This window comes from Clostridium sartagoforme, from assembly GCF_039521405.1.
Taxonomy (GTDB): domain Bacteria; phylum Bacillota; class Clostridia; order Clostridiales; family Clostridiaceae; genus Clostridium; species Clostridium sartagoforme.
Genome location: NZ_BAAACH010000016.1, coordinates 193775 through 219517 on the forward strand (window position 1 = coordinate 193775; position 25743 = coordinate 219517).

A 25743-nucleotide genomic window follows, 5' to 3' on the forward strand; every position below is an offset into this window, starting at 1 on the left:
GTTACATAATATGATGAGCTTATCGATTTGGTGATAAAATTTCAAAAAAATAACTTTAACTTATAAGCATTTTCATTGCATTATTAAATTCAATTGGCTTACTAAAATAATATCCTTGAATAACATCACAACTAATTTTCTTTAAATAATCTAATTGATTCTTATTTTCTACTCCTTCAGCTACAACTAATAAATTTAAGTAATGAGAAAGATCAACAATACTATTTATTATATACTCACTTTTCTGCTCTATCAGTATTCCATCTATAAAACTTTTATCTATTTTTAGTACATCTATCGGCAATGTTCTTAAATAACTTAATGAAGAGTATCCTGTTCCAAAATCATCTAATGCTAAAGTAACTCCTAATTTTTTTAATTTTTCCAATGTTTTTATATTTTTCTCTGCTGATTTCATTATTATACTTTCTGTAATTTCAAATTCTATATATTTAGCATCTAAATCATATTTTTTTAATGTATCGTTAACAAATGATACTATTTCTTCATCTCTAATTTGAACCTCTGATAGATTAATTGCCATTTTAAAAGTTTTACTAGTATTTTCTGCTAACTCCTTACATTTTTTAAAGCTTTCTTCAATTATATATTCTCCTATAGGTATTATAAGTCCTGAGTTCTCTGCTATTGGTATAAATTCACTTGGTGACACTTCACCAAGCTCCTTACTATGCCATCTTACAAGAGACTCAAAACCTACTATTTCTCCAGTACTTACATTTACCTTTGGTTGATATAATAACTGAATTTCATTTCTATCTATAGCTACTCTTAATCCCTTTTCTATATCAAATTCCCTATTTAAAATTTCTAATATACCTATATCAAAAAACTCATATCTATTTTTTCCATTTACTTTTGCTAGGTACATTGCCATATCTGCTCTTTTTAACAATATAGCCATATCCTTCCCATCTATAGGATATATACTTACGCCTATACTTAATGTACAAAAAACCTCTTTATCATTTATGATTATTGGATTACTTAGCTTCTTTATTATATTATCTAATATCGATTTAATTTGATGTTTTTCTTGTAAATTATATTGAACTATTACAAATTCATCTCCACCATATCTAGCAAAAAGTGAATCTTCTATCTTCATATTTTTTATTATTTTTGTAAATTCAATTAGTAATAAATCCCCTGCATCATGTCCATATGTATCATTTATATATTTAAAATTATCTAAATCTATAAATATAAATGCCATTTTTTCATTTTTATAATGTCTTATACGCTTTGTAACTTCCCTAACAAAATATCTTCTATTTGGAATTCCTGTAACCTCATCATTGAAACTTAAATAATTAATTTCAATTTCCTTTTCCTTCCTCTCTGTTATATCCGAAAGAGCTCCATGTATAAATAAGTCACCATTTTTCTCTAATCTTTTCTTTCCTTTGCTTTGGAGCCAAACTGGCTTGTTGTCTTTACTTAAAATTCTATATTCTATTGAATAAAATTCATCCTTCTTAGAATCCATTACTTTTTTTATTTGTTCATTATATCTTTTTATATCATCTTTCAATATGTAGTTTTGCCAACTTGTATCAGTAATTATTAGATCTCCTTCCCCCTCTATATCTAAATACTTTTTTATACTACTATCAATTGATATTATATTTTGATTGACATTCCACCAGAATACTATGTCTTTAGCTCCTTCTATCGCTAATCTATTTTTATTTTCTATAACCTTATTCATGTTTTCTGTCTTTTTTCTTTCTGTTATATCTACAATAAATCCTGATAAATAGAAAATATTTTTCCTTTCTATTCCTTTTCCCTGAATTTTAGCTATTATCTTTCTATCTATCGAATTTCTTAAAGAGCATTCTAAAATAAAATTATCACATATTTTATTTTTAATTATATTTTCAATAAAAATTCTTATATCTTCTCTTTCTTCTTCATCTATAAAAGAATACCACTTTTCAAAACTATCTATATTATCATCACTTCTTAAAATATCTTTAATTTTTGTAGACATATAGAGTTTTTTACTTTCACTGTTCCACTCCCAAATTGCACCTTCAAGAGCATCTATAGCCATTATGTATCTTCTTCTATTTGCTTCAGCTAATTTATATATCTTCTTATACCTTTTATCTGTAAATATTAATTTTAATATTAAAACTAATATAACAAATGTCATTATAAATAATATAGGAGGTAGATTATTTAAACCATTTTTAATTAATAATATGATTATAAATAAGTTAGTAAATATGAAAATACTATTGTTTCTTTCTTTTTTCACTATCATCACCAATGCCTTCTTTTTAATAGTACTCATTAATTATTATTTATTTTATCATATTATTCCACTTATTAACATATTTTTACTTGTATAAAATTAAAAACTATATATTTTAATTTTTAAAGTTTACTTAAATAAGCATATTACCGTTATATTATTTTAATTATGCAGATTATTATTTAAAACATATATTATAAAAATTTAGGAATACTAGTACTAGTATTAATTTATTAGGAGGATTTATAATATGAGTTTTAAAATTCAAAGAAAATTTTTGATTTTATTTTTTTTAACTACTATATTTTCGCTATCTTTTATAACTAATGTCAAAGCGAAAGAGGATAGCCAAGATTTAAAGGAAAAAGTTGTTTATCTAACCTTTGATGATGGACCAGGAGGTAAGATTACAAATCAAATCTTAGATACATTAGAAAAAGAAAATGTACCTGCTACATTTTTTGTTATAGGTTGTCAAATTAAGGGACAAGAAGATATTATTTTGAGAATGAAAAATGAGGGCCACAGTATAGGTCTTCACAGCTTTTCTCATAATAGAAACAAACTTTACTGTGAAGATGATAGTTTTTTACAAGAAATGCTTCAAGGCCAAGAAACTTTATTTGAAGTGACAGGAGAAAAGTACAATATCTTAAGATTTCCTTTTGGTTGTAATAATAAATCTTATAAGTTAACAGATAAATTAGTTGAAAAATTACATGAAAATAATTTTAAGATATATGACTGGACTGTAGATAGTGGAGATGGTGCTAATGCCAATTCAGCTCCTGAAAATATAATAAAAAAAGCATGTAAAGCTGGAGATAATGATAAAGTTATAGTACTAATGCATTGTTCTTATATAAATAAAAATTCATCTTTAGCTCTTCCTTCAATAATTAAATACTATAAGAATAACGGATATATTTTTAAATCCATAGATGAAAATACTCCTGAGGTATATAGAATAATGAAAAAATAAAGTTTAGAGTTGCCGTAAGGCAACTCTAAACTTTATTTATCAACTACTATATTAGTTATTTTTAATGCTATAGTAATTGCTTTATATAATATCATTCCTAATAAAATATTCATTAATGCTGCAGGAATTACTACAATAACAATTAAACTTATGAATGGCCCAGGTAAACCTACTAATATACTTGCCGATCCTAAAAATATTAATCCACTTAATATAGTTCCTAAGCTTAGAGCTAGTAATATTTTTATATTATCTGATATCTTTTCACCAACTAAATTAAATATAAAGTATATTATATTGGCTGTTAACAGCTTGTCTATGATATTAGGTAATTGTCCACCTGGAAACTTTGTAGTAATTGCTGTTAATATTCCTAGTATGATACTTGAAATTAATGTAGTCTTATAATCTTTATTTATTATTATAATTATAAACATCATTGCTAATGCAAAATCTGGTTGCATAGGTAATCCTAAAGCTGGTGTAATTTGATGTAATAGAGCTCCAATAGCTATTAATATTGCATTTAGTGTCATTTTTTTTACATTCATACTTCTATTCATATTAAATTCTCCTTTTTTATAAATTTAATTTATATTTTTTAAATCTCCTTTTGTTCACAACATAATTACCAGCTCCTTTAATTATTGATATAAATAAAAAACGCCCTATACAAAAATGTATAGGACGATATTCTCCGCGTTGCCACCTAAATTGCCTTAAAAGGCCTCTTTAATCAGGTACTAACATACCCTATTCCTTATATCGTAGGACTTACGGATCAACTACTCTAATAAAAATTTCGTATCACTCCTCAGAGGCCCATTCACTATTTGTTTTAGTACCGAAATCACACCACCTTCGGCTCTCTTTGACTTTACAAAATAGATACTCTTCCTCATCAATGGAAATCTATTTATTAATTTATTAATATTTTATGATAGTTTCTATTAATTGTCAACAACTTGAGAAAACTTTTTTCTTTTTGGTAATATTACCATAAAAATAAATAACCCTAATAATAATATCCCTTTTACTATGCTTGTACCACTTATGCTCCACCAAACTCCATCTATTCCAAGTAGTGGAATGCTACTTAATAACATAGCTAATGGTATTCTAAGTCCTGTAAAAATTATACTTACCCAAGACGGAGTTAATGTATTACCTAGTCCTGAAAAAGCTCCTGCTGTAGTTATTTCTATGCACATAAATAGTTGAGAATATCCTAAAATCTTAAGATATACAGCTCCTTTGGAAACAATTCCTGCTTCTGGTATAAATGCTGAGAAAACTTTATCTCCTGAAAATACTAGAAGTATGGTAGCAAAAATTCCTACCATTATTGCCATACTCATTGCTACTTTATATCCCTTTAAGATTCTATCCCACTTATTAGCTCCATAATTTTGTCCAATAAAAGCAGTTAATGCCGTAGCAAAGCCTTCTGCAGTCATCCAAGATATAGATTCTATTTGCGAACCAACTTTTTGAACTGCAATTGCTGTTGGACCCCATGCTGAGATAATTCTACCTATTATCATAGCAAAAAATGCAAACATACAATTTTGAAGTGCAGTTGGAATCCCTAACTTACATATCTTATTCATATTATTTTTATCTATATACTTTTTATTTTTTAATGTTAAACTATATCCATTTCTTATAAATGCTATTATAAATATAAATGTAACTATTGCTTGAGCTCCTACAGTTGCCAATGCAGCTCCTATAACTCCAAGTCTTGGAAATCCCAATAATCCAAATATCAATATTGGATCAAATATTATATTAATAATCAAACCAACTGTATTTATAAAAAATGGAATCTTGCTACTACCGGAAGCATTAAAAATACCACTAAATAATGGATTTAAGAAACTAAATATCATTCCAAAAGAAACTATTACCAAATATTCTATGGACATATTTATTATATTTGCTTCTCCTAGCTTAAAGAATCCTATTAACTGTTTTCTAAATATAATTAATAAACACATATATATTATTGCTGTTATTATATTTATAAATAAACCATTATAAATAAATTTATTTTTTTCCTTAATATCGTCTTTTCCTATGGATTGAGATACTCCTATTTCCGTACCTATTTTAGATATAAATACAAGAGAACTTCCAAACCAAGTAAAAAAACCAGCTGTTCCTACAGCTGCAACTGCATCACTACCAATTCTTCCTACCCACATCATATCGACAAGATTATACGCCATTTGTATAAATGATGTACCTAGTATTGGAATTGATAACTTTAATAATGTATTTACTATATTTCCTGAAACTAAATTTACTGATTTCTTCATATGTACCCCCTTTTAATTGTTATGTTATCTCTAAGATTATATATTTTTTAATATTATTTTTCAACATATTTAGTATATAATAATAATTATTATATACTAAATATGTTGAACTTTATAAACCTCACTTTTACAATGAAAAAAAACTCCAATAGGAGTTTTTTGCATTCAATTTATTTTTAGTAATTCCAAGCAAATTACATATATAGTTGCATATCTTTTATAATTAATAATATTTAATAAAATAGCTTTTCTACTTATTTAACATATTAATTACATTTTCAAAATTTTCTGGTTTACTATAGTAAAAACCCTGAACAGTATCACAATCTATACTTTTTAAATAATCTACTTGCTCTTTTTCTTCAACACCTTCAGCTACAACTGTTATACCTAGCTTATGAGATAATTGTATTATATTTTCAATTATATATCTACTTTTATCATTTTCAGTCATATCAATAACAAAACTTCTATCAATTTTTAAGACATCTATTGGTAATTTAGTTAAATGATTTAATGAAGAGTATCCAGTACCAAAATCATCTAAAGCTATTGATGATCCTAAGTCTTTTATTTGTAATAAACACTCTATATTTCTGTCTACAGATTTCATTATCATACTTTCTGTTATCTCTACCTCTATGTATTTAGGTGAAACATTAAACTCTTTAATTAAAGAATTAAAATATTCTATCAAATCACCCTGCCTTAATTGTATTTCAGATAAATTAACTGCTATTTTAAAATTATCATATCCTTCTGATAATAAATACTTTACTCTTATAAACACTTCTCTTAATACAAATTTCCCAATTGGTATTATAAGCCTAGTATTTTCTGCTATAGGAATAAATTCACCTGGACTTACAAATCCTATTTCATTACTTTTCCATCTAAGTAATGCTTCAAATCCATTAACCTCATCATCAGTAAGCCTTACTTTAGGTTGAAAAACAACGAACATTTCATTATTTTCTAACGCGGTTCTAAGACCTCTTTGAATAGAGTAAATTCTATTTATTTCTCTTGATATATTATTATTAAACATTTGACATTGATTTTTTCCATTTCCTTTTGCTATATACATTGCAGCATCAGCATTTTTTAATAGAACTTCAAAATTTTCGCCATCATCTGGAAAAACAGATATTCCTATACTTGATGAAGAATATATTTTATCGTTATTTATATTATATGGTTTCTTTAATATATCAATAATCTTCCTTGTTGTGTACTTTATTTCATTTAAACTATTTATTGATGGTAGAAATATCAAAAATTCATCTCCACCGAATCTACATAATAGTTTATTATCATCAAATGCATTCTTTAAATCCTCTGAAAATCGTTTCAAAAATATATCTCCACACTTGTGCCCATAAGAATCATTTATAAACTTGAAATTATCTATGTCTATTATAATTAAAGCTCCTCTAGATTCCAATTTAGTATGATTTTTAAGTTCTTCCTCAATTATATCTTTAAAATGTTTTCTATTATTTAGTCCTGTAAGTTCGTCATATTGAGTCATATACTCTAATTTTAAATGAGCTTCCTTTTCTTTGGTTATATTATATAAATATCCTTCAAAGCCTAAGAATTCACCATTTTTATTTATTTTACTTTGCCCTTTAACGCTTATCCATAGTTCTTGCCCTAAAGCATTTATTATCTTAACTTCAGTTTCTTCTTCATTATTTATTACTGCGTCAATTAAAATCTTTATATAATCATTGTGCACATATTTTTTACTCTCATCAACAGTAAATATAATAAACTCCTCATCGTATCCAATGATTTCTTTATTATTTCCATAAAGCATAATTGAATCTTGTTCTTTATTTACAGAAATAAATAGTCCTTTAATGGATTTTACAAAAGATTCTTTTGAGCTTAATAAAAATTCTTTATGACTTTGTAAGTCAATAGAATTTTTATTGTTTTTGTTAAGGGGGCTAACATCCTTGTTATAACTATTTTCCCTAATCATACCTTCTTAATCCTTCTCAAAGCATATTTTTCATAAAAAGATTATTTATTTCTCTTCTTCTACTATTTCTTTTTCGTCCTCTACTTTAACTTCATTTTCTGATTTTTCTTTATTATCGTTTATTAATGTAGCAACTAAAGCCGCACCTGCTGCTAATCCAAGTGCTAACTTACTAATATTTTTAAGCTTCATAAATTTTTCCTCCTACCCGCTTACTTAAATTGATTTTGTTCTTTCTCATATTTATACCCTATCGAACTTAATTTCTCTATCAATTCTTCCTCTGTTACATCTATATCTTCACATAATGCTGATAAATTTGAATAAAAATCTCTTAATTTCATATTTACCAGGCTTAATAAAATATTAGGATCCATAGATAAAATACTTTCTCTATCCATAATATTTCTCCTTTAAATATAATTTCTATTTATTTGAAATCACAAATAAAATATACCATATATCCTTTAATAAAAAAAGCATATTATAGATCTTTTTGTATATTTATTGAAATGTTATTTCTTTTATATTATCGTAAATAATTAGATTTTTTTAATATATTTTATCTATTTTTTTAATACATTTTAGTTATTTTTATAAAATCTTGAGAAGCTACTTTGTGAAATTATTATTAGAAGTAGCTTCATCACCTTATATTTTACTTAACTTCTGGTACTTTAGAAGCTTCACTTTTCTTTGGAGATTTATATCTTTTCTTTTCCCAGCTTGCCTCTTGATTCTTTTTAGCCATTTTTTTCACCTCCATTATATTATTAGTATTCATAATCTATTTTTAATTATTCAAAATTCACTCTGATAAATTTTTAAAAAATTAAGTAAAAAAAAGATATTATGGCATAAGTTTTTATACCATAATATCTTTTAATAATATATCTATATTTTATTACTCATCATAAACATCTAAATACTTAGTTTTTATACCGTCTTTTTCCCATCCAAGTATGGAATCTAAATTTACATTTTCGGCAGCTTTAAATATTGATTTCTCTACTCCATCAAAATTTTTCTTAAGCTCTTTCACTAATTCTTTTATTTCATATCTCTTATTGCCTATTTTCTCTGCTGCAACCATACATGCACAATTTAAAGGCCAAATTCCTGCATTATTAGTAAATCTTTTTATATAATCTTCTTCAACATAATAAAGGGGTCTTATAAGTTCCATATCTTCAAAATTTGCTGCTTTAAATTTAGGAAGCATAGTTTTAAAATTCCCTGCATAAAGCACGTTTAATAATGTTGTTTCTATAACATCATTATAATGATGTCCTAATGCAAGCTTATTACATCCAAGCTCTCTTGCTTTACTATAAAGAGACCCTCGCCTCATTCTTGCACAAAGATAACATGGATAATCTCTTGCCATCTTATCTATAACTTCAAAAACTTTTCCTTCATATATATGTACTGGGATTTCAAGATGATTACAGTTTTCTATAAGTAATTCTTTTATCTGTGGATGGTATCCAGGATCCATTGCTATAAATTCTAATTCAAAATTCATTTGTCCATGTTTTTTAAGCTCTTGAAAACACTTCGCCATAAGTAGTGAATCTTTACCACCTGAAATAGCTACTGCAATCTTATCTCCTTCTTCTACAAGGTTATAATCCTTGACTGCCCTTACAAACTTAGTCCAAATATGTTTTCTATATTTTTTAACAAGGCTACGCTCAATTTCTTCTAAAGGCTTCTTTTCTTCAGTAGGAATTAATCTTTCACAGCCTTTACCTGCTATACTACTCATTTCATCACCTCACTTAATAATACTTTTCAATTATATCACTTTTTCAACATATTGTCTTTACATAATCGTTCTTAGCTATATACTTTATCTATCAACTCATTAATTCATTCATATTTATATATGGATTTTTATATCTATTTTTATTTATTGTACTTTTCCCAATATTTATAGCTTTTTTAGGGCATAGATTTATACAAGCCATACAATCTGTACACTTTCCATTCCACTTAGGTTTATTATTTTCCATTATAATGTTGTTTACTGGACACACATTTTTACAAACTTCACATCCAATACATTCAGTATTAACTCTGAAATTTTTATCTTTACTTTTGTATATATTTTTCCATGAAAAATAAAGAATTTTATTTATACCAAATTTATAATTAAGTTTCTTTATCTTCCTTAACTTAATTTCATTAATAAACTCTTTTAAAGTTTCCTCATTCCTTTTAATTGCTGTAATTGCTCTTTCTTCACTTGGATTTCTACCTGCTCTAACATAGTTAGAAATATATTTTATACAAACACAATTTGATAAAATATTTGTCTCTTTAATAATTTCATTAATATGTGCAAAGCTACTTTTAGCTTCTCCTCCACCTGATACACCAATTGCAAAAACATATGAATCTTGCTTTAATTTTAACTCTTTTAAAAAATTCAAAACTACTATAGGTAAAGAACCACAATGTATAGGATAAATTAATCCAACTACATCATTATCACAAGTAAAATCATTATTTTTCAATGCCTTACTCATAGATATTAATTCTATATCTTCATTTAGTTCTTCCTTTAATCTTTTGGCAATGTATAAGCTATTTCCTGTTGATGAAAAATAATAAATCTTCATATATATCCCCTATTCAACCTTTATAATCTATAGATAATTATAACACTTATAAGTAAAATTTCTATTATTCATTTCTTATAACTTGAGGATAATTAAATGTATTATACGGATCATAATTCTTTTTAATTTCCTTTAACCTTCTTATGTTTTCTCCATAATACTCATCTTCATAATTATTCAGTTCATGTAAAGGGAAATTAACAAAAGATCCTACTGTCATTAACTCTATAGTTTTGAAGTTTTCTTTAAGCCATTCCTTATTTATATCAGCATATTTATCTTCTTCCCAAACAGATTGAATTCCCATTATAAACTTAGCATCTCTATAATAATACGCTGTATCTAACTTATCTACATCTGAAATGGCTCCACCTGCTCCATAAAAAGATATAGCAGTATAATTTGCTCCTTCAGCCGGATTATCTATTATTTCTATAAGTCTTTTTAATTCAGTATAATTATAATCCTTATAAATAAATCTACCAGTTGACTTATACTTTTCATAGTCTGGATGGCTATCTTGAATATATCTATTACATTCCAATATACTCATATCTTCTATTTTAATTTCCATTGAATTTGTTATATTTTCTAATGGACTAAGTATTTCTCTTGCATCAATAGAATTTCCATAAAATAATCCTGTAAGCTTAACGCCTCTGCCTTTTTCTACTGAATTATATATTGCAGTCTTTAAATTAATTCGTCTATCTAAATTCTTATATAAATTTTGGAGAACTTCAATAACTTTAATATTATCTTCAGTACTAATATTAGGATAATTTATATAAATTAATGTACCCATTTCTATTTTTTCTTTTAGTTTTATAGTCATAGATGTTATGATTCCAAAATTGCATCCTCCACTGCCTTTGCAAGCCCAAAATAAATCACTATTTTCTTGCTCATTAATAATTAGTTTTTCCCCTTTATAATTTATCATTTCAAGTTCAATTAAGCTATCGCAAGCTAATCCTAGAAATCTACTAGAATATCCCCAGCCGCCACCAAGTATCAGTCCTGCTACACCTACTGTCGGGCATCCCCCTCCTGGAAATGCATAACTTTTACTTCCTAATGCCTCATATATTTCTCTATTTCTTACTCCTCCACCTATTTTTACAACACTATTCTCTTCATCTATATAAATTTCATTCATCTTACTTATATCTATAACAGCTACATCATTACCAGTTGAATATCCCTCGTAGCTATGAGCCCCTGATCTTACTCTTATTTCTATAGAGTTTTTTCTAGCCCATACTATTGCATTTATAATATCCTGTTCATTATAACAATATATAATTACTAATGGATACTTTTCAATTGCTCTATTCCAAGATAATCTACTTTCTTCATATTTACAATTATCTTTTGTAACTATTTTACCAGTTAATTCTGTATAAATTATGTTTTCCATAAAATCACCTTCTATATGTCGTTATATATTAGATAATATCATATAGAATATTAAAATCAATAAAAATAGTTATCATAAGAATTTACCTATTTACTTAAATTCTTTCATTATTTAAATTTTAAAACTTTTGGATTTCTATATCTTTTAGGCACATTTCTACTTTTTTCTACATAGTTTATAAATATAGACAATCAACGAAAGGATGTTTAATTATGTATTATCGTGATGATGATAATTGTGAAAAATGTAATGACTGTATAAAAGATCCTAGTAAGCTTTATTGTAATATAACATGTACTGATACAGCTAAAAATTGCCATGAGTCATATAAAGTTTTCGACCCTCCAGTATATGCTAAAGCATTTGTAGCTCTTCAACCATATGAAAAATTATTTAATATAGAAGATGCCTTTGATGCTGGTACAATTTTCAAAGATTTATATAGTCCTTACTGTGATGTTAAATACATTGGAGGTGTTCACAAGTAATGAATAAAAATGAGTATTTAGATAAAATACGAAAGTTACAATTTTTTGCTCTAGACCTAAATTTATATTTAGATAATTTCCCGACTTCTGAAAAAGCAAAACATGATTTCGAAGTAATTTCTTGTGAATTAAAAAAGACAATTTGGGATTATGAAAAAGAATATGGTCCTCTAACTAATTTTGGCTCTTCTTATTTCCAAGATCCTGAAGCTTGGGTTAAAGGCCCATGGCCATGGGAAAATATGAGAGGAGGAAAAAATTAATGTGGTACTATGTTAAAACTTTACAACACCCTGTTAACTTAAAATCTACTGATTTAAAAATGGCTAAGGTTCTAATTACTCAATATGGTGGTCCTGATGGAGAACTTAGTGCTGCTCTTAGATATTTAAATCAAAGATTTTCAATGCCTACAAATAAGTCTAAAGCATTATTAACCGATATTGGAACAGAAGAAATGGCTCACGTAGAAATAATAGCTACTATGGCTCATCAAATTATGGAAAATGCATCAATAGATCAAATAAAAGCTGCTGGCTTAGATGGGCATTATGCCGATCATGGAAAAGCAACTTTCTATACTGATGCTACTGGAAACCCTTGGACTGCTACTTATATCCAAGCTAAAGGTGATGTAATCGCAGACATTCATGAAGATATGGTTGCTGAACAAAAAGCTAGAGCAACTTATGAATGGTTAATGAACTTAACAGATGATGCTGAAATAAAAAAAATATTAGGTTTCTTAAGAGAAAGAGAAGTTGTACATTATCAAAGATTTGGCGAAGCATTAATGGATGTCCAAGATAATACTAAGTTAACAGATTTTTGTAAATAATGTAACAAATAAGGCTATCTTTATTATAGGTAGCCTTATTTGATTTCTGGTTTTTATGGAGTAATTCTAGTTCTATCTCTAGTTATAAAAGAGGCTTCTCTAACATTTTCTAATGACAATAATCGAGCAGTAAATCTTTCTAGTCCTATTGCTAGCCCTCCATGCTTTGGCATGCCATATTTAAAAATATCAGTATAATTCTCATAATGTTCTGGATTTAATCCCTTATTCTTTATACTTTCTATAAGCATATTATAATTATTAATTCTTTCTCCTCCACTAGTAATTTCTACGCCTTTAAAAAGTAAGTCAAAACTTCTACTTCCGCCCTCCTTAAAAGGCATTGTGTACATAGCTCTCTTTTTTATTGGATAATTCACTAGAAAAATAAAGTCACAGTTAAATTTTTCTTTTACATAACTACATATAAGCTTTTCTGATTCTGGATCTAAATCATCTTCCAAATTTTCTTTGCCATAAACCTCTCTTAATACACTTATGGCCTCAGAAAAGTCCATTCTTGGAATGCTATTTTCTATTCTTGGAACTTCAACTTTCAATATTTCTAAATATCTCTTTGCCTTTTCTTCTAATGATTTTAACATATATTTTATTAACTTCTCTTCTAAATTAACTATATCAAACTCATCATTAATAAACCCCATTTCTAAGTCCATGCTCACATATTCATTTAAATGTCTACTTGTATTGTGCTCCTCTGCTCTATAAACATGTGCAACTTCAAATACTCTTTCAAATCCAGCTCCTACCATCATTTGCTTATAAAATTGAGGACTTTGTGCTAAATATGCAGTTTTACCAAAATAATCTACTTTAAATAATTCTGTTCCTCCCTCGGTACCCTCCGCTACAATTTTAGGAGTAAATATTTCTGTAAAATCATTTTTAATTAAGAATTCTCTAAAACTCTGTACTATTATATTTTGTATCTTAAATATAGAATTGGTCTTTTCGTGTCTTAAGCTAAGAATTCTATTATTCAATATTGTATCTAAATTAATATTCAGTTCTTTTTTATTTATTTCTATTGGCAATTCTTGTGCTTCACTTATTATATGAAATTCATTTCCTATTATTTCACATGGGTGTAATGAATTATTACTACTTTTTACTATCCCAACAACAGATATTACAGATTCAATTTTTAGTGTATTTAAATCTCTAACTTCATTATCAAATATACATTGTATTAAACCAGATCTATCTTTTATAACTAAAAAAGTAATATTTTTCAGCTTTCTTATTCTATAAACCCAACCTTCTATTTTTATTTCTTTTTCCTGAAAATTGCTAACATTTGTAATTAAAATTCTCTCCATAAACAACACTCCTTTTAAATTTATATTTTTATATTAATAAAAAAATAAATCCCTTGAGTATTACTTTACTCAAGGGACGATAAATTACCGTGGTACCACCCTTATTAACTTTTAATCATAAATTAAATTTAATAATTAAGATATATACTTAAAGCGGCCTTCTTTAAGTATAAAAAGCGGACATACGTAAATTTACTTATTCCGTCACTTCACTCCAAGTCAACTCAAACTTACATATGTCCACTTGAAAACTGAAGAAAGGAAATTACAAAAAATTATTCCTAGGTTAATTTTGATATAATTCCCCCCAAAATATAAAAAGCCCTCACTCCCTATAGGAGTGAAAGCTCTGTTCACGGTGCCATCCTAATTTAACTTAATAAAATGATATTAAAGTTATCTCAATCTATTAACGCTAGAACACGTCTTATCCTAATTAGTTTCAGATAAGCTTCTCCAGGATGTCTTTCAATATCATGTTCTCATGAAGCTTCCACCATCCTTCACTCGCTAAAGATACTTATAGATATTTACTCTTCCTTTCAACAAATTTAACTTTTTATTTATATTATTCCTTTTAATAATAAATGTCAATATAATTTAGAAAAATATTCTATGAAGTATAGGCTAAAAAATCTTATTAAATATCATTCTATAATAATATTTAATAAGATCTTGATTTTTATAATAATTTTATTATCCCTTTAATCCAGATGATGCTACACCTTCAACAAAAAATCTTTGTAAAGCTAGGAAAATAATAAGTACTGGTATTAAAGCAATAAGCGATGCTGCCATAATAAGAGAATATTCTGCTGAATATTGACTTATAAACATTCTTAAACCTACTTGAATAGTTTTTTTAGCTTCTGAGTTTATATAAATTAATGGCCCCATAAAATCATTCCATACACTAACAAATGTAAAAATAGTTAATGTTGATAATGCTGGTTTAGCTAAAGGAAGCATTATTTTATAATAAATTTTATATTCACTATATCCATCTATTCTTGCTGCTTCAAGTAATTCATTTGGAATACTCATGTAGAATTGCCTTATTAAGAAAACTCCAAATGCTGAAAATGCTTGTAATAGTATTAAAGCAAAGTGAGTATCACTTAGATTCAATTCTCTCATCATAATAAATTGAGGTACCATATATACTTGCCATGGAACTGCTATTGTTGCTACATAGCACAAGAATATCTTATCTCTATATTTAAAGTCCAATTTTGCAAAAGCATATGCTGCAAAACTACTAGTAAATAATTGTAATAACGTTATTATTACTGTTAATTTTGATGTATTAAAAATAAATTTTCCTAAAGGTATTTTAGTCCATATTTCTTTATAATTGCTCCATACAGGATTATTAGGTATCCAATCAAATGGGAATTTAAATACATCTTTGTTTAATTGTAGAGATGCTGATAGCATCCATGCAAACGGAACCAGCATTAATATAGTTAGTGCTATTAAAAGTGTATATGTTAATATCTTTGAAATTGTATTTTTGGTTTTCATGTTCACTTTAACTACCTCCTTTTTATTAGTATTACATATAGCTAACCCATTTCTTCTCGCCTCTAAATTGAACTATAGTAACTATCAAGACTATCATGAATAAAACCATAGATATAGCACTTGAATAACCATAACTAAATTCCTTAAATGCCGTATTGTATATATGTGAAACCAATACTGTTGTAGATCTACCTGGTCCACCTTGAGTCATCATATAAACCAAATCAAACACTTTAAAGCAAGAAATAGTAAGCATTATACTAACAAAGAAAGTTGTTGGAGTTAACATAGGCAAAGTTATCTTTTTAAATTGTTGCCATCCGTTAGCACCATCTATACTTGCCGCTTCATATAAATCTCTTGGAATACCTTGAAGTGCTGCTAAATATATTACCATATAGTATCCCATGTTTTTCCAAATACTAACGAAAACTATTACTGGCATTGCCCATGTAGTAGAAGATGTCCATCCTGGTGGATTAGTGATTCCTAAAGACATTAGAAAACTATTAACAACTCCCATTGATGGATTAAAGATCATATTCCAAACAACTGCAACAGCTACTAGAGATGCTACGTATGGAAAGAAAAATACTGTTCTAAAGAAATTTCGTCCAAATATCTTTTTATTTAGTAATATTGCAATCCCTAATGATGCTACTAAAGTTAATGGAACTGTAGCAATTGAGTACACTACTGTATTCTTCAGTGCTATTTTAAATGTTGTATCTGTTATAAGTCTTTTAAAATTATCTAAACCTGCAAAACTTATAGGATTAGCTCCATCCCAATTTAAAAAAGATAGTATAAATGCAAATATAACTGGAATCAATGTAAAGATTGCAAAACCTAAAAAATTAGGAAGGATAAACGAATAAGCAGTTAGATTCTTTTTCATCTGCTTTTTATTTATTTTATGTGATATTTTTTGCTTTGTTTCTTGATTCACTTTTAACTCCATAACAAACCTGCCTTTCTTGGGCATATCCCCCTTAAGATATTTTATTTTTTATTTAGGAGGGAGCTTTTTAAAGCCCCCTTATTTCTTTATTAATAATTTCTACTTATTTAATTCTTCCTTAACACGATTTGCCATTTCTTTTAATCCTGCATCTATATCTACACTACCTGTCATTATAAGGTCATGTTCTTCATTTAATATTATTTCTATTAAAGCTGATTTACTATCTACTGGCATTTCTAAATATGTTTTCACTGTATTTAATGCTTCTTTACTATTTGCATCTGTAGGGAAACCCTTTGTTCCTGCAATAGTATCTACTATACTATCAGTTTTAATTGCTGGTAAAGTTCCACTATTAGCTACAACCTTAGCACCTTCTTCACCACTAAAGAATTTTATAAAGTCCCAAGCTGCATCTTTCTTTGAAGACTTAGAATTAATACCTAATGATGTTATTGTACCAACTGTTGTACCAGGTTCTACTCCATCTGCATGAGGATATTTAACTATTCCCCAATTCATATCAGCTGTACCTTTATCGTGACTAGCTATTACAGTTCCAATATACCATGATCCCATTGGTAACATTGCAATTTGTTCATTTTCAAATACTCCTGAATAGTGTATGCTTCCAGTTTTTAATGAACCATAATCCATAACAACCTTATCTTTTTGCATTCCTAATACCATCTCATAGAAAGGCTTCAAGAATGAATAATCTTCTTGTATAATTGAATTCTTACCATCTAATACTGCTGGTAATTGTACTGTAGATCTCCAAGTATGATAGTGGCTGCCATAAACTGCTTCCGCTCCAGAGCCTGAAGTCATTTTTCTTGCAAGTTCTTCATATTGTTTCCATGTCATATCATTAGTTGGATATTCTACGCCTGCCTTATCAAAAAGATCTTTGTTATAGTAAAGAACCCAGAAGTCACTTCTAAATGGAAGTGAATATAATTCGTTATCTATTGTCATTTGTTCAGTTGTTCCTGAATAAAGATTTAAATTAACTTTATCCTTTTCAATATAACTAGTAAGTGGCTCTAATTGTCCTTTGTTTACCATTGAAGAATAACCTGGTGTATCTTTAACTGTTATGATATCTATATCATCAGAACCACCTGATAACATAACTGATAACTTGTCTTGATATTCTGCTGAAGAAATATCAACTAATTCAATATCAACATTTTCATTTTGGGCCTTATATGCATCTATTACAGGTTGCAAATAAGCTGTCTTATCTTTATCCCAAACTGACATTTTTAATGTAACTTTTTCACCAGATGTATTTCCTTCTGTTTTAGTGTCTTCTTTGCTTCCACAACCTATAAAAACACTACTAGCTACTGCTAATGTTAGAAGGACAGAAATAATTTTTTTAGTTTTCATAATTCATTCCCCTCACTTTTCATTGATTCGATTTACAATTTTATTATATTAATTTAGTGTTTGCTTATAAATGGATAATCTTTTTATTTCATTCACTTTTTTGTTAACCTTTTCATTGCTGATTTTTCTAAATATTTTATCAAGCTTTTCATGTATTATTTTTTTATTTCATTCACTTTTTACTTCTAAATATATATCTTTTATATAAAAATATCGTCCATATATCTTTATATAGACGATATTTTAATTCTCTATGACATAATTTTTATATATTCTTTTGGTGAATATCCTGTTATTTTTTTAAATACTTTACTAAAATAAAATGCACTTTCAAATCCTAATTTATCAGAAACTTCATAAACTTTATGATTTTCTTTAATTAATAGTTCTTTTGCTTTATTTATTTTCATTTGATTTACATATTCAGAAAAGCCCATATTACAATCCTTTTTAAATATTAAACTTAAGTAACTAGGACTTATATTATGTATACTAGCGGTTTCATTTAAATAAATCTTTTCTTCTAAATTATCATTAATATATTTTTTAACTTGAGTAACTATATGATGTTTATAATTTCTTTTCCTAAAATCAATATATTCACATAATCTATCTCTTAATAAAGATATCCATTGAACTATTTCTATAACATTCTTCTTTTTATATATACTTCTATATCCTTCTATTTCACTTGAAAACATATCATTTATGCAGTCTGTCCCATCGGGTAATAAATTTAATGATATATATAATATATTACATGCACAATCTATTGCTTTTAAATATTCATTAGGAGACGAATTTAACCAATCTATTATATTGCAAAATATTTTATCTAATCTTTCTGAATCATATTCTTCAAAAGCCCTTCTTAAATCATCCCTAAATAAATTTATGTTAAATCTATCTTCGTTATCATCTTCTAACTTTGAATAAACTCTTATATCTTCATTTGAACTTTGTAAGTTATAGGCATATCTAGCTTCTTGAAATGAATTTGAAATCAACTCCAGCTTGTCATAAACATTCCCTATTCCAATTTTTATACTTACATTAAAATAATTTTTAACAGCCTCTGAAATATTATACATAGCTCTTTTAACTGTATTTTTTATGTTAAAGTCTTCTTCCTCTTCAAAATAACATATAACTGCAAAATGATTGGCATCAAGAAATACATTAAATGATTTTAAGTATTTAATAGAAATTTGTTTTATCATATTAAAGGTACACATATAAATATTTAATAGTTTATCGCTATCCAATTCTTCCCTTGAATTAGAACTTATATCACAAAAACAAGTTATAAACTTCTTTTTTTCTAAATCAAGATTTAACTGTATAGTTTCTTCATACATTAACTTATTTTCTTCAAATAAGTTGTACAATAATTTTATAAAAAATCTTTCTTTTAAACTACTTATATCTTGTTGATCACTACTACTTTCTAAATTAACATTTTCTTTTTCCCTCTTTTTTAATTCCTTAATAGAATTTTCTACAGATCCTTCTAAGACTTGTGGTGTTAATTCAAGCTTTACTAAATAATCATTAACATTATACTTTATAGCTGTTTTTGCAATTTTAAAATCCTCATAACTTGTCAAAATTATAAAAACAGGTTGCTTTGAATAATTTTCTCTACAATATTGTATAAGTTCTATTCCCCCCATTATTGGCATTTTTACATCTGTAATTATAATATCTGGAAAGCTATTATCTATTATTTTTATTGCTTGCTCTCCATTAGATGCCATTCCAATTACATCTATGTCAAATTTATCCCAATTAATCATAGATTTTACACCCACTTGAACTAATGGTTCATCATCTACTATTAACAATTTATACATATACCTCACTCCTCCTAAAGTTATGCCTTTACTTTTTAACTTTATCGTATGGAATTACTATTATTATACTTGTATATTCATTTAGAACACTTGCTATCTTAATTCCGTATTCATTTCCAAATGTTAGTTTTATTCTATCATTAACATTTTTTATTCCTATATTATTAAAAGATTTTTTATCCAAGCTATTATCACCACTAAGTATCTTTTTTATTTTATCATCTGATATTCCTATTCCATTATCTTTTATTTCAATTTTCACTTTGTCTTCTTCAAATAAACCAAATGATATTTTAATTACTCCTTCATTTCCCTTAGGCTCAATTCCATGGAATATTGCATTTTCTACCATTGGTTGCAAAGTAAATTTTATTATTTTACTTAGATAAATTTTTTCATCTTCAACGTTATATATAACTTTAAGTGCTCCTCCATATCTATATTTTTGAATTGTTATATATTCATTTAATAAGTTTATTTCTTCTTCTATAGATATTATTTGATCTGTACCCTTTGAAATATTTTTTAATAATTTAGCTAAAGCTGATGTCATTTCTGGTATTCCTGTAACATTTTGAATGGTTGCCATCCACTTAATAGAATTAAGAGTATTATATAGGAAGTGTGGATTTATTTGACTCTGAAGCATCTTGAACTCTAAATCTTTTTTTTGTTTTTCATATTCTACTTTAGAAGATATTAAATCTGTTATTTTTTCAGATAAAATATTAATGCCTCTTCCTATAGTTCCTATTTCGTCCTGCCTCTCAATAGAATCATCAATTGAAAAATCCCCCATTGATATTCTTGCTACCTTATTATTAATTTTTCTAACAGGCTTACTAATCATTTCATTTAATATATAAGTTAATATACCTGCAAGAGAAAATAATAAAACTATTATTAATATCGAAAGTGGAATAAATAAGGATTTTTGTATAGAAAAATTGCTCTTTTTCAATGCTTGTCCCACTGCCCAGCCATCTAAATCTGACTTATACCAAATGTAGTTTACATCTTTATTTGAGCTGTCCTTTGATTTATAAGTAATAATATTATTATTTTCAACAACATCAGCTTTTTCATATTTATCTAAATCCACTAAAATCAATTTATTTTCTATGTATTTATAAACTTTTCCTCCTATAGATATAAAAATTTCATCTCCCTTATTTAGGTTATAACTATCTAAAAAATCTGTAATAATTTCTGTATTAATTGAAATATATACCCACCCAACCGAACTATTATCATAATAGCTATAAATAGGCCTAATAATAGGTATAATTTTATCTGCACTTACATCCTTTTTAAATGCATCTTCTTTTAAGCCTATCCATTTAAATCCTACTTCATTAAATAATTCATCAAAATATGGAACTTCCTTACTGACTTTACCATCCGTTAGGCTTCCTGCTGATGTATCAGTAATTATTTGCAATAATACTCCTTCTGGATTACTAATTATTAATCTATCAACATATCTGCTTGATCTTGAATTATTTAGTTCTTCTTTTACTCTATAATATGTATTTAAACTTATACTACTATTAATATTACTTGATGTACTACTTACATAAGATGAAACTTGATTATTAATACTGCACCATTTAGCTAATTGAACTACTTCATCAATTCTATTTTCTATATTCTTACTTACTATTTTTAAATTTGAAGTTGTTGTACTAGTTATCTTTTCATTTAATATGTGCTTAAAGGTATATAAACATCCGTATAAAATTAATATAGTTATTACTGCTGTTAACCCTATCATTATTGAAGTTACCCTAAACATTATTGTCTTATATGGTATATTAGTATTTTTCATAATTCTTCATCTACCTCTTATATATTATTAAAAACCCCTGCTTTACATATTATTATTTATATTTTATCATTTTTTTCACATCTTGAAAACATTTACTCAAATAGAAAATAACATTGCACTAAACTTATCTAATGCAATGTTACTTTTATTGAATAAACTTCTAATATACTAGAACTTTTCCTATTCTTTCCTCATTCTTACTTCTATTAAATACTACTACTTGCCCAAAGCCTATACATCCGTCTGCATTAAAGCTATCTGTAGGCGAAGCATAATCCTGATGAGCAACTACCACTGTATATTTCTTTTGACCCTTTTCAATATTTATAGCCTCTATAAGCTTATCCTCAAAAATTATTCCTTTAAAATTAGATTTAACCTTTAATTTCTGTACTTTCGCTTTTTCATAATTTTCTTTTGAGTTAGTTGATATAACAGTTATAATGGATGCAAACCCATCTGCTGAAACTTCTGTTACTAAAGTTTCTTTCATCTCATATTCATTATAATGTTTTGAATACCTTGTTTCTTTTATATTCAAATCAATATTATTTGCTAAAAAGCATAAATCTGTATAATTTTTTTCACTAATATGATTAACTTCATTATTTGATTCCTTAGAAAGCTTGCCTGTATTATTAAAATGGAAATATTGATTATATTTATGCTTTGAACCTGCATAGAATTCGTCCACAATTATATATATATCAGGTTTTATATATATAATTCTACGATTTACAAATACTCCTCCGCCTTTAATATCATAGTAGCCTAAATGACCACCTTCAACATAATCATACTCATCACTTTTTACCATTTTTTGATTTATGGATCTTGCTAATTTGCTACAACCCCAAGGATCAACACAAACTATGAAATCTTCTTCATCAACCGTTGTTGTATTATGAGCGCTTGGATCTTTAAATTCATATCTATCTGGCTTATCTACGTAAGTATATCTACCTGAATCAACTAATATATCTTCACCATTTGCAAATAAATCTATATGAAGTTTATCTGAGTGTCCATGACCAGCACCTAAAGTACCACAATAAAAATGGAAGAAGTTTTCATCCTTACTCCAATCCGAATGAAGATAGTAATTTCCACTTTCCTTAAGTTCAATAGCAGTTTCTTTTGGTAGACACTTATCAATTTTTATATATTCTTTTGCAGCTTCAATTCCTAAATCCCATATACAATCAAAATCAAACTCATCATACCCACCAAATTTCAAAACTCCATCTTTATATGAATATGCTGCCTTAGTAATTATATCTCTAACATCTATATCATCGCTGTCTCCCATCATAATTTCATGATGATCTGGCTTTTTATGATAAAATGTTCCATATGCCATACTATATAATTTTCTTTCTATCACTTCTGGTAATTCAATATTATTTCTATCACATAATATTTTTACATCTAAATAGCAGTGTGCTACTTCATTATGATACATTGGTGATTGTTCCCAATGAACACCATCAGCATAAACTTGGACTTCTATTTCCTCTGCCAGTCTTTTTAAGGCTTCTTTTCTATATTCAGCAGTTCTTTCTGATTCTGGAAGCATAACTCCAGCTATAAATAATCCATGATTTTGAAGTACTCCCCAGTTACTAACTAATCTAAAGGTATCATATATTCCCATTAAAAATTCTGCATGTTCTTTTACTGATGCTTCAAAGATTTCAAAAACTTCTTCAGTTAAATGAGAACTATCTTTAAAGTACATAATTGCTTTTAACCAATACTCTAATCTTAATCCTGCTTCTATAGTTCTCCATGCAAGAGCATTTCTTTCATCTTCAAGTTTTACATTTTTAATCCAATGAGTCATTTGCTCAACAAATGCTTTTGCATATTTTTCATCTTTTGTCATCACATATGCTTGACCAAGACAAATCCAAAATCTATGTCTATTAAATTGATATATCCATTCAGGATCATCCTCCGGCATATGAAGCCAGTTAATTTCATCATTAAATACTTCTGGTACAACTGTTCTTTCCATATCCCATCTTAAATTAAATAAAAACTTTTTATTGACAACATCATCAGCTACAGCAAGAATATCCTTAAATTCATTCATGTAATTTTTACTTACATATTCACATATACCTTCTATATCATCCATAAAAAATTTTTTATTTTGACTAAAAAAAGTGCTCTTACTCATAATTAATATCTCCTTTAATTAATTATCATCTTTGAATTTTTGTTCCTTCATTTCTCATAATGCTTTCTATTTCATCAACATCCACACAATTTGCATCTCCAAAAATACTATGCTTTAAAACAGATGCTGAGTTTGCAAAATTACTTATATAATTTCCATCTTTACTTTTTATAATTCCATATAAAGCTCCTGCAGTTAGAGCATCTCCGCCTCCAACTCTATCTATAATATCATCTATTTTTAGAATGTCAGATCTATATAATATACCCTTATTAAAATAATTACATTGAAGATAGTTAATTGAAGAAGATTCTATATCTCTAAAAGATGAAAACATGTGAACTATATTTGGATAAATTTCTTCAAGTTCAGTATAATAATATTTAAGCTTATCATGTTTATCTTCTATATCACATTTCATATTTAAAATATTTTCTGCATCTAAAACTCCAAATGACAAAATATTTACATATGGTAGAATATCTAAAGTAGCTTTTCTGGCTTCTTCTAATGACCATAATTTTGCTCTATAATTTGAATCGTAACTAACTAATATGTTTTTTTCTTTACATTTTACTAAAATATCCTTTACAATTTTTCTTATGTCAGGTGATAATGCTAAAGTTATGCCTGAAAAATGAAATATATCTATGCCTTCTAAAGCTTCATCAATATTAATATCTCCATACTTAAGAGTGCTAAAAGCTGAATTTTCTCTATCATAAATAACTTTAGACCCCCTATTACCACTTCCTATTTCCAAAAAATATATTCCCGTCCTTTTATTAACTCTAGTTATATTTTTTGTATCTATTGATTTACTATTCAAGTATGAAATAATTGAGTCTCCAATATAATTACTAGAAAGTCTTGTTATAAAACTAGTGTCGATTCCAAAATTAGATAAAGATATTAAAACATTTGCTTCGCCGCCACCATAATTGGCATTAAAATTATTGGCTTGGCTAATTCTATTTCCTCTATTAGTAGATAAGCGAAGCATAATTTCTCCAAATCCTGCTACCTTCATATTAATTTCCTCTTAAATCCTTTAATTTGTCAGTATATTGGCTGCAAATTTTAGTTATTTCATCATAGTTACCAGCTTCACCAAGAGTATTTAATTCTCCACCAATTCCTATCATGTTAGCACCTGCCTTAAGCCACTCAGATATGTTATTTAATCCAACTCCACCTGTTACCATAACATTAGCATAAGGTAATGGTCCTTTTAATGCGCATATAAACTTTGTTCCAAGAACACTACCTGGAAATACCTTTACTACATCTACCCCACTTTCATAAGCTTTAACTATCTCAGCTATAGTCATGACCCCTGGTATATATGGTATTTGATATCTATTACAAAGTTTTGCTGTCTCTTCACTAAAAGATGGAGATACAATAAATTTTGCTCCTGCTATAATAGCTTGTCTTGCTGTTTCTGAATCTAAAACAGTTCCTGCACCAATTAATACAGATGTATCTTCTGAATACTTATTACTTAAATCTGATATTATTTCATTGGCAAATTTATTTGTATAAGTGACTTCAATTGCTTTTACTTCACCTCTTATGCAAGCCTGTGATATATTTACTCCTACTTCCTTACTACTTCCTCGTACTACTGCTACAACACCCAAATCATTAAGCCTAGTTAAAATACTGTTTCTTTGCATAAGTTTTCCTCCCAATTAATATAAAATTTAT

General features: G+C 27.2%; 22 protein-coding genes and 2 other annotated features. Of the genes, 4 read left to right on the plus strand and 18 right to left on the minus strand.

Features of this window, described 5'->3' with window-relative positions; all coding sequences use genetic code 11:
* Positions 1-55: 55 nt before the first annotated feature.
* On the minus strand, positions 56-2293 hold the full coding sequence (locus tag ABDZ60_RS08415; protein ID WP_343777473.1) for a sensor domain-containing protein: 2238 nt from the start codon (positions 2291-2293) through the stop codon (positions 56-58).
* Positions 2294-2534: 241 nt separating this feature from the next.
* Between ABDZ60_RS08415 and ABDZ60_RS08420 the strand changes: the two genes are divergently transcribed.
* On the plus strand, positions 2535-3266 hold the full coding sequence (locus tag ABDZ60_RS08420; RefSeq protein ID WP_343777475.1) for a polysaccharide deacetylase family protein: 732 nt from the start codon (positions 2535-2537) through the stop codon (positions 3264-3266).
* Positions 3267-3298: 32 nt separating this feature from the next.
* Here ABDZ60_RS08420 and ABDZ60_RS08425 read toward each other — a convergent pair whose 3' ends face one another.
* From ABDZ60_RS08425 to ABDZ60_RS08460, 8 genes are all read right to left on the minus strand, one after another.
* Entirely contained in the window at positions 3299-3829 is a 531-nt protein-coding gene (locus tag ABDZ60_RS08425; RefSeq protein WP_016208261.1) for a tryptophan transporter, read from the minus strand.
* Positions 3830-3946: 117 nt separating this feature from the next.
* Positions 3947-4180, minus strand: a binding site (T-box leader).
* A 36-nt stretch (positions 4181-4216) separates the two neighbouring features.
* Positions 4217-5587: an MATE family efflux transporter gene (locus ABDZ60_RS08430; protein ID WP_047001065.1), complete on the minus strand. Its 1371-nt coding sequence runs from the start codon at positions 5585-5587 to the stop codon at positions 4217-4219.
* A gap of 250 nt (positions 5588-5837) precedes the next feature.
* On the minus strand, positions 5838-7577 hold the full coding sequence (locus ABDZ60_RS08435; protein WP_343777478.1) for a sensor domain-containing protein: 1740 nt from the start codon (positions 7575-7577) through the stop codon (positions 5838-5840).
* 45 nt (positions 7578-7622) lie between these two features.
* Positions 7623-7769, minus strand: a complete 147-nt coding sequence (locus ABDZ60_RS08440; RefSeq protein ID WP_157453670.1) for a hypothetical protein — start codon at positions 7767-7769, stop codon at positions 7623-7625.
* Positions 7770-7789: 20 nt separating this feature from the next.
* Positions 7790-7978 carry a DUF4250 domain-containing protein gene (locus ABDZ60_RS08445; RefSeq protein WP_343777482.1) on the minus strand — a complete coding sequence of 63 codons (189 nt, stop codon included), beginning with the start codon at positions 7976-7978 and terminating at the stop codon, positions 7790-7792.
* 503 nt (positions 7979-8481) lie between these two features.
* Positions 8482-9345: a tRNA 2-thiocytidine biosynthesis TtcA family protein gene (locus tag ABDZ60_RS08450; RefSeq protein ID WP_343777484.1), complete on the minus strand. Its 864-nt coding sequence runs from the start codon at positions 9343-9345 to the stop codon at positions 8482-8484.
* Positions 9346-9436: 91 nt separating this feature from the next.
* The gene (locus ABDZ60_RS08455) at positions 9437-10201 is read right to left on the minus strand and encodes an EFR1 family ferrodoxin (protein WP_343777486.1); all 765 of its coding nucleotides are present in this window, start codon (positions 10199-10201) and stop codon (positions 9437-9439) included.
* Between the two features lie 64 nt (positions 10202-10265).
* The gene (locus tag ABDZ60_RS08460; RefSeq protein WP_047001061.1) at positions 10266-11621 is read right to left on the minus strand and encodes an FAD-binding oxidoreductase; all 1356 of its coding nucleotides are present in this window, start codon (positions 11619-11621) and stop codon (positions 10266-10268) included.
* Positions 11622-11833: 212 nt separating this feature from the next.
* On the opposite strand from ABDZ60_RS08460, the gene ABDZ60_RS08465 reads away from it, so the two are divergent.
* The 3 genes from ABDZ60_RS08465 to ABDZ60_RS08475 are packed head-to-tail and all read left to right on the plus strand — an operon-like array spanning position 11834 to position 12947.
* Entirely contained in the window at positions 11834-12109 is a 276-nt protein-coding gene (locus ABDZ60_RS08465; protein ID WP_016208268.1) for a spore coat associated protein CotJA, read from the plus strand.
* Positions 12109-12372 (plus strand): spore coat protein CotJB, encoded by a 264-nt coding sequence (locus ABDZ60_RS08470; RefSeq protein ID WP_016208269.1) that lies wholly within the window; start codon positions 12109-12111, stop codon positions 12370-12372. The genes ABDZ60_RS08465 and ABDZ60_RS08470 overlap by 1 nt, the downstream gene beginning before the upstream one ends.
* Complete coding sequence (locus ABDZ60_RS08475; RefSeq protein WP_016208270.1) at positions 12372-12947, plus strand: manganese catalase family protein; 576 nt, start codon at positions 12372-12374, stop codon at positions 12945-12947. The genes ABDZ60_RS08470 and ABDZ60_RS08475 overlap by 1 nt, the downstream gene beginning before the upstream one ends.
* 53 nt (positions 12948-13000) lie before the next feature.
* On the opposite strand, the gene aspS is transcribed toward ABDZ60_RS08475, so the two are convergent.
* The 9 genes from aspS to ABDZ60_RS08520 all read right to left on the minus strand — a co-directional run bounded on the left by aspS (position 13001) and on the right by ABDZ60_RS08520 (position 25712).
* Complete coding sequence (gene aspS / locus ABDZ60_RS08480) at positions 13001-14287, minus strand: aspartate--tRNA(Asn) ligase (RefSeq protein WP_016208271.1); 1287 nt, start codon at positions 14285-14287, stop codon at positions 13001-13003.
* Between the two features lie 333 nt (positions 14288-14620).
* Positions 14621-14842 (minus strand) — a binding site (T-box leader).
* Between the two features lie 141 nt (positions 14843-14983).
* The gene (locus ABDZ60_RS08485; RefSeq protein WP_016208272.1) at positions 14984-15811 is read right to left on the minus strand and encodes a carbohydrate ABC transporter permease; all 828 of its coding nucleotides are present in this window, start codon (positions 15809-15811) and stop codon (positions 14984-14986) included.
* Positions 15812-15842: 31 nt separating this feature from the next.
* Positions 15843-16796, minus strand: coding sequence for a carbohydrate ABC transporter permease (locus ABDZ60_RS08490; protein WP_016208273.1), 954 nt, complete (start codon positions 16794-16796; stop codon positions 15843-15845).
* 75 nt (positions 16797-16871) lie between these two features.
* A complete protein-coding gene (locus tag ABDZ60_RS08495; protein WP_016208274.1) occupies positions 16872-18170 on the minus strand; it encodes an ABC transporter substrate-binding protein in 1299 nt (432 codons plus the stop codon).
* Between the two features lie 251 nt (positions 18171-18421).
* A complete protein-coding gene (locus ABDZ60_RS08500) occupies positions 18422-20023 on the minus strand; it encodes a response regulator (RefSeq protein ID WP_343777492.1) in 1602 nt (533 codons plus the stop codon).
* Positions 20024-20051: 28 nt separating this feature from the next.
* A complete protein-coding gene (locus tag ABDZ60_RS08505; protein WP_016208277.1) occupies positions 20052-21851 on the minus strand; it encodes a sensor histidine kinase in 1800 nt (599 codons plus the stop codon).
* A gap of 160 nt (positions 21852-22011) precedes the next feature.
* Positions 22012-24033 (minus strand): alginate lyase family protein, encoded by a 2022-nt coding sequence (locus ABDZ60_RS08510; RefSeq protein ID WP_343777494.1) that lies wholly within the window; start codon positions 24031-24033, stop codon positions 22012-22014.
* A 25-nt stretch (positions 24034-24058) separates the two neighbouring features.
* Positions 24059-25063 (minus strand): sugar kinase, encoded by a 1005-nt coding sequence (locus ABDZ60_RS08515; protein ID WP_016208278.1) that lies wholly within the window; start codon positions 25061-25063, stop codon positions 24059-24061.
* 1 nt (position 25064) lies between these two features.
* Positions 25065-25712, minus strand: coding sequence for a bifunctional 2-keto-4-hydroxyglutarate aldolase/2-keto-3-deoxy-6-phosphogluconate aldolase (locus ABDZ60_RS08520; protein ID WP_016208279.1), 648 nt, complete (start codon positions 25710-25712; stop codon positions 25065-25067).
* Between the last annotated feature and the right edge of the window lie 31 nt (positions 25713-25743).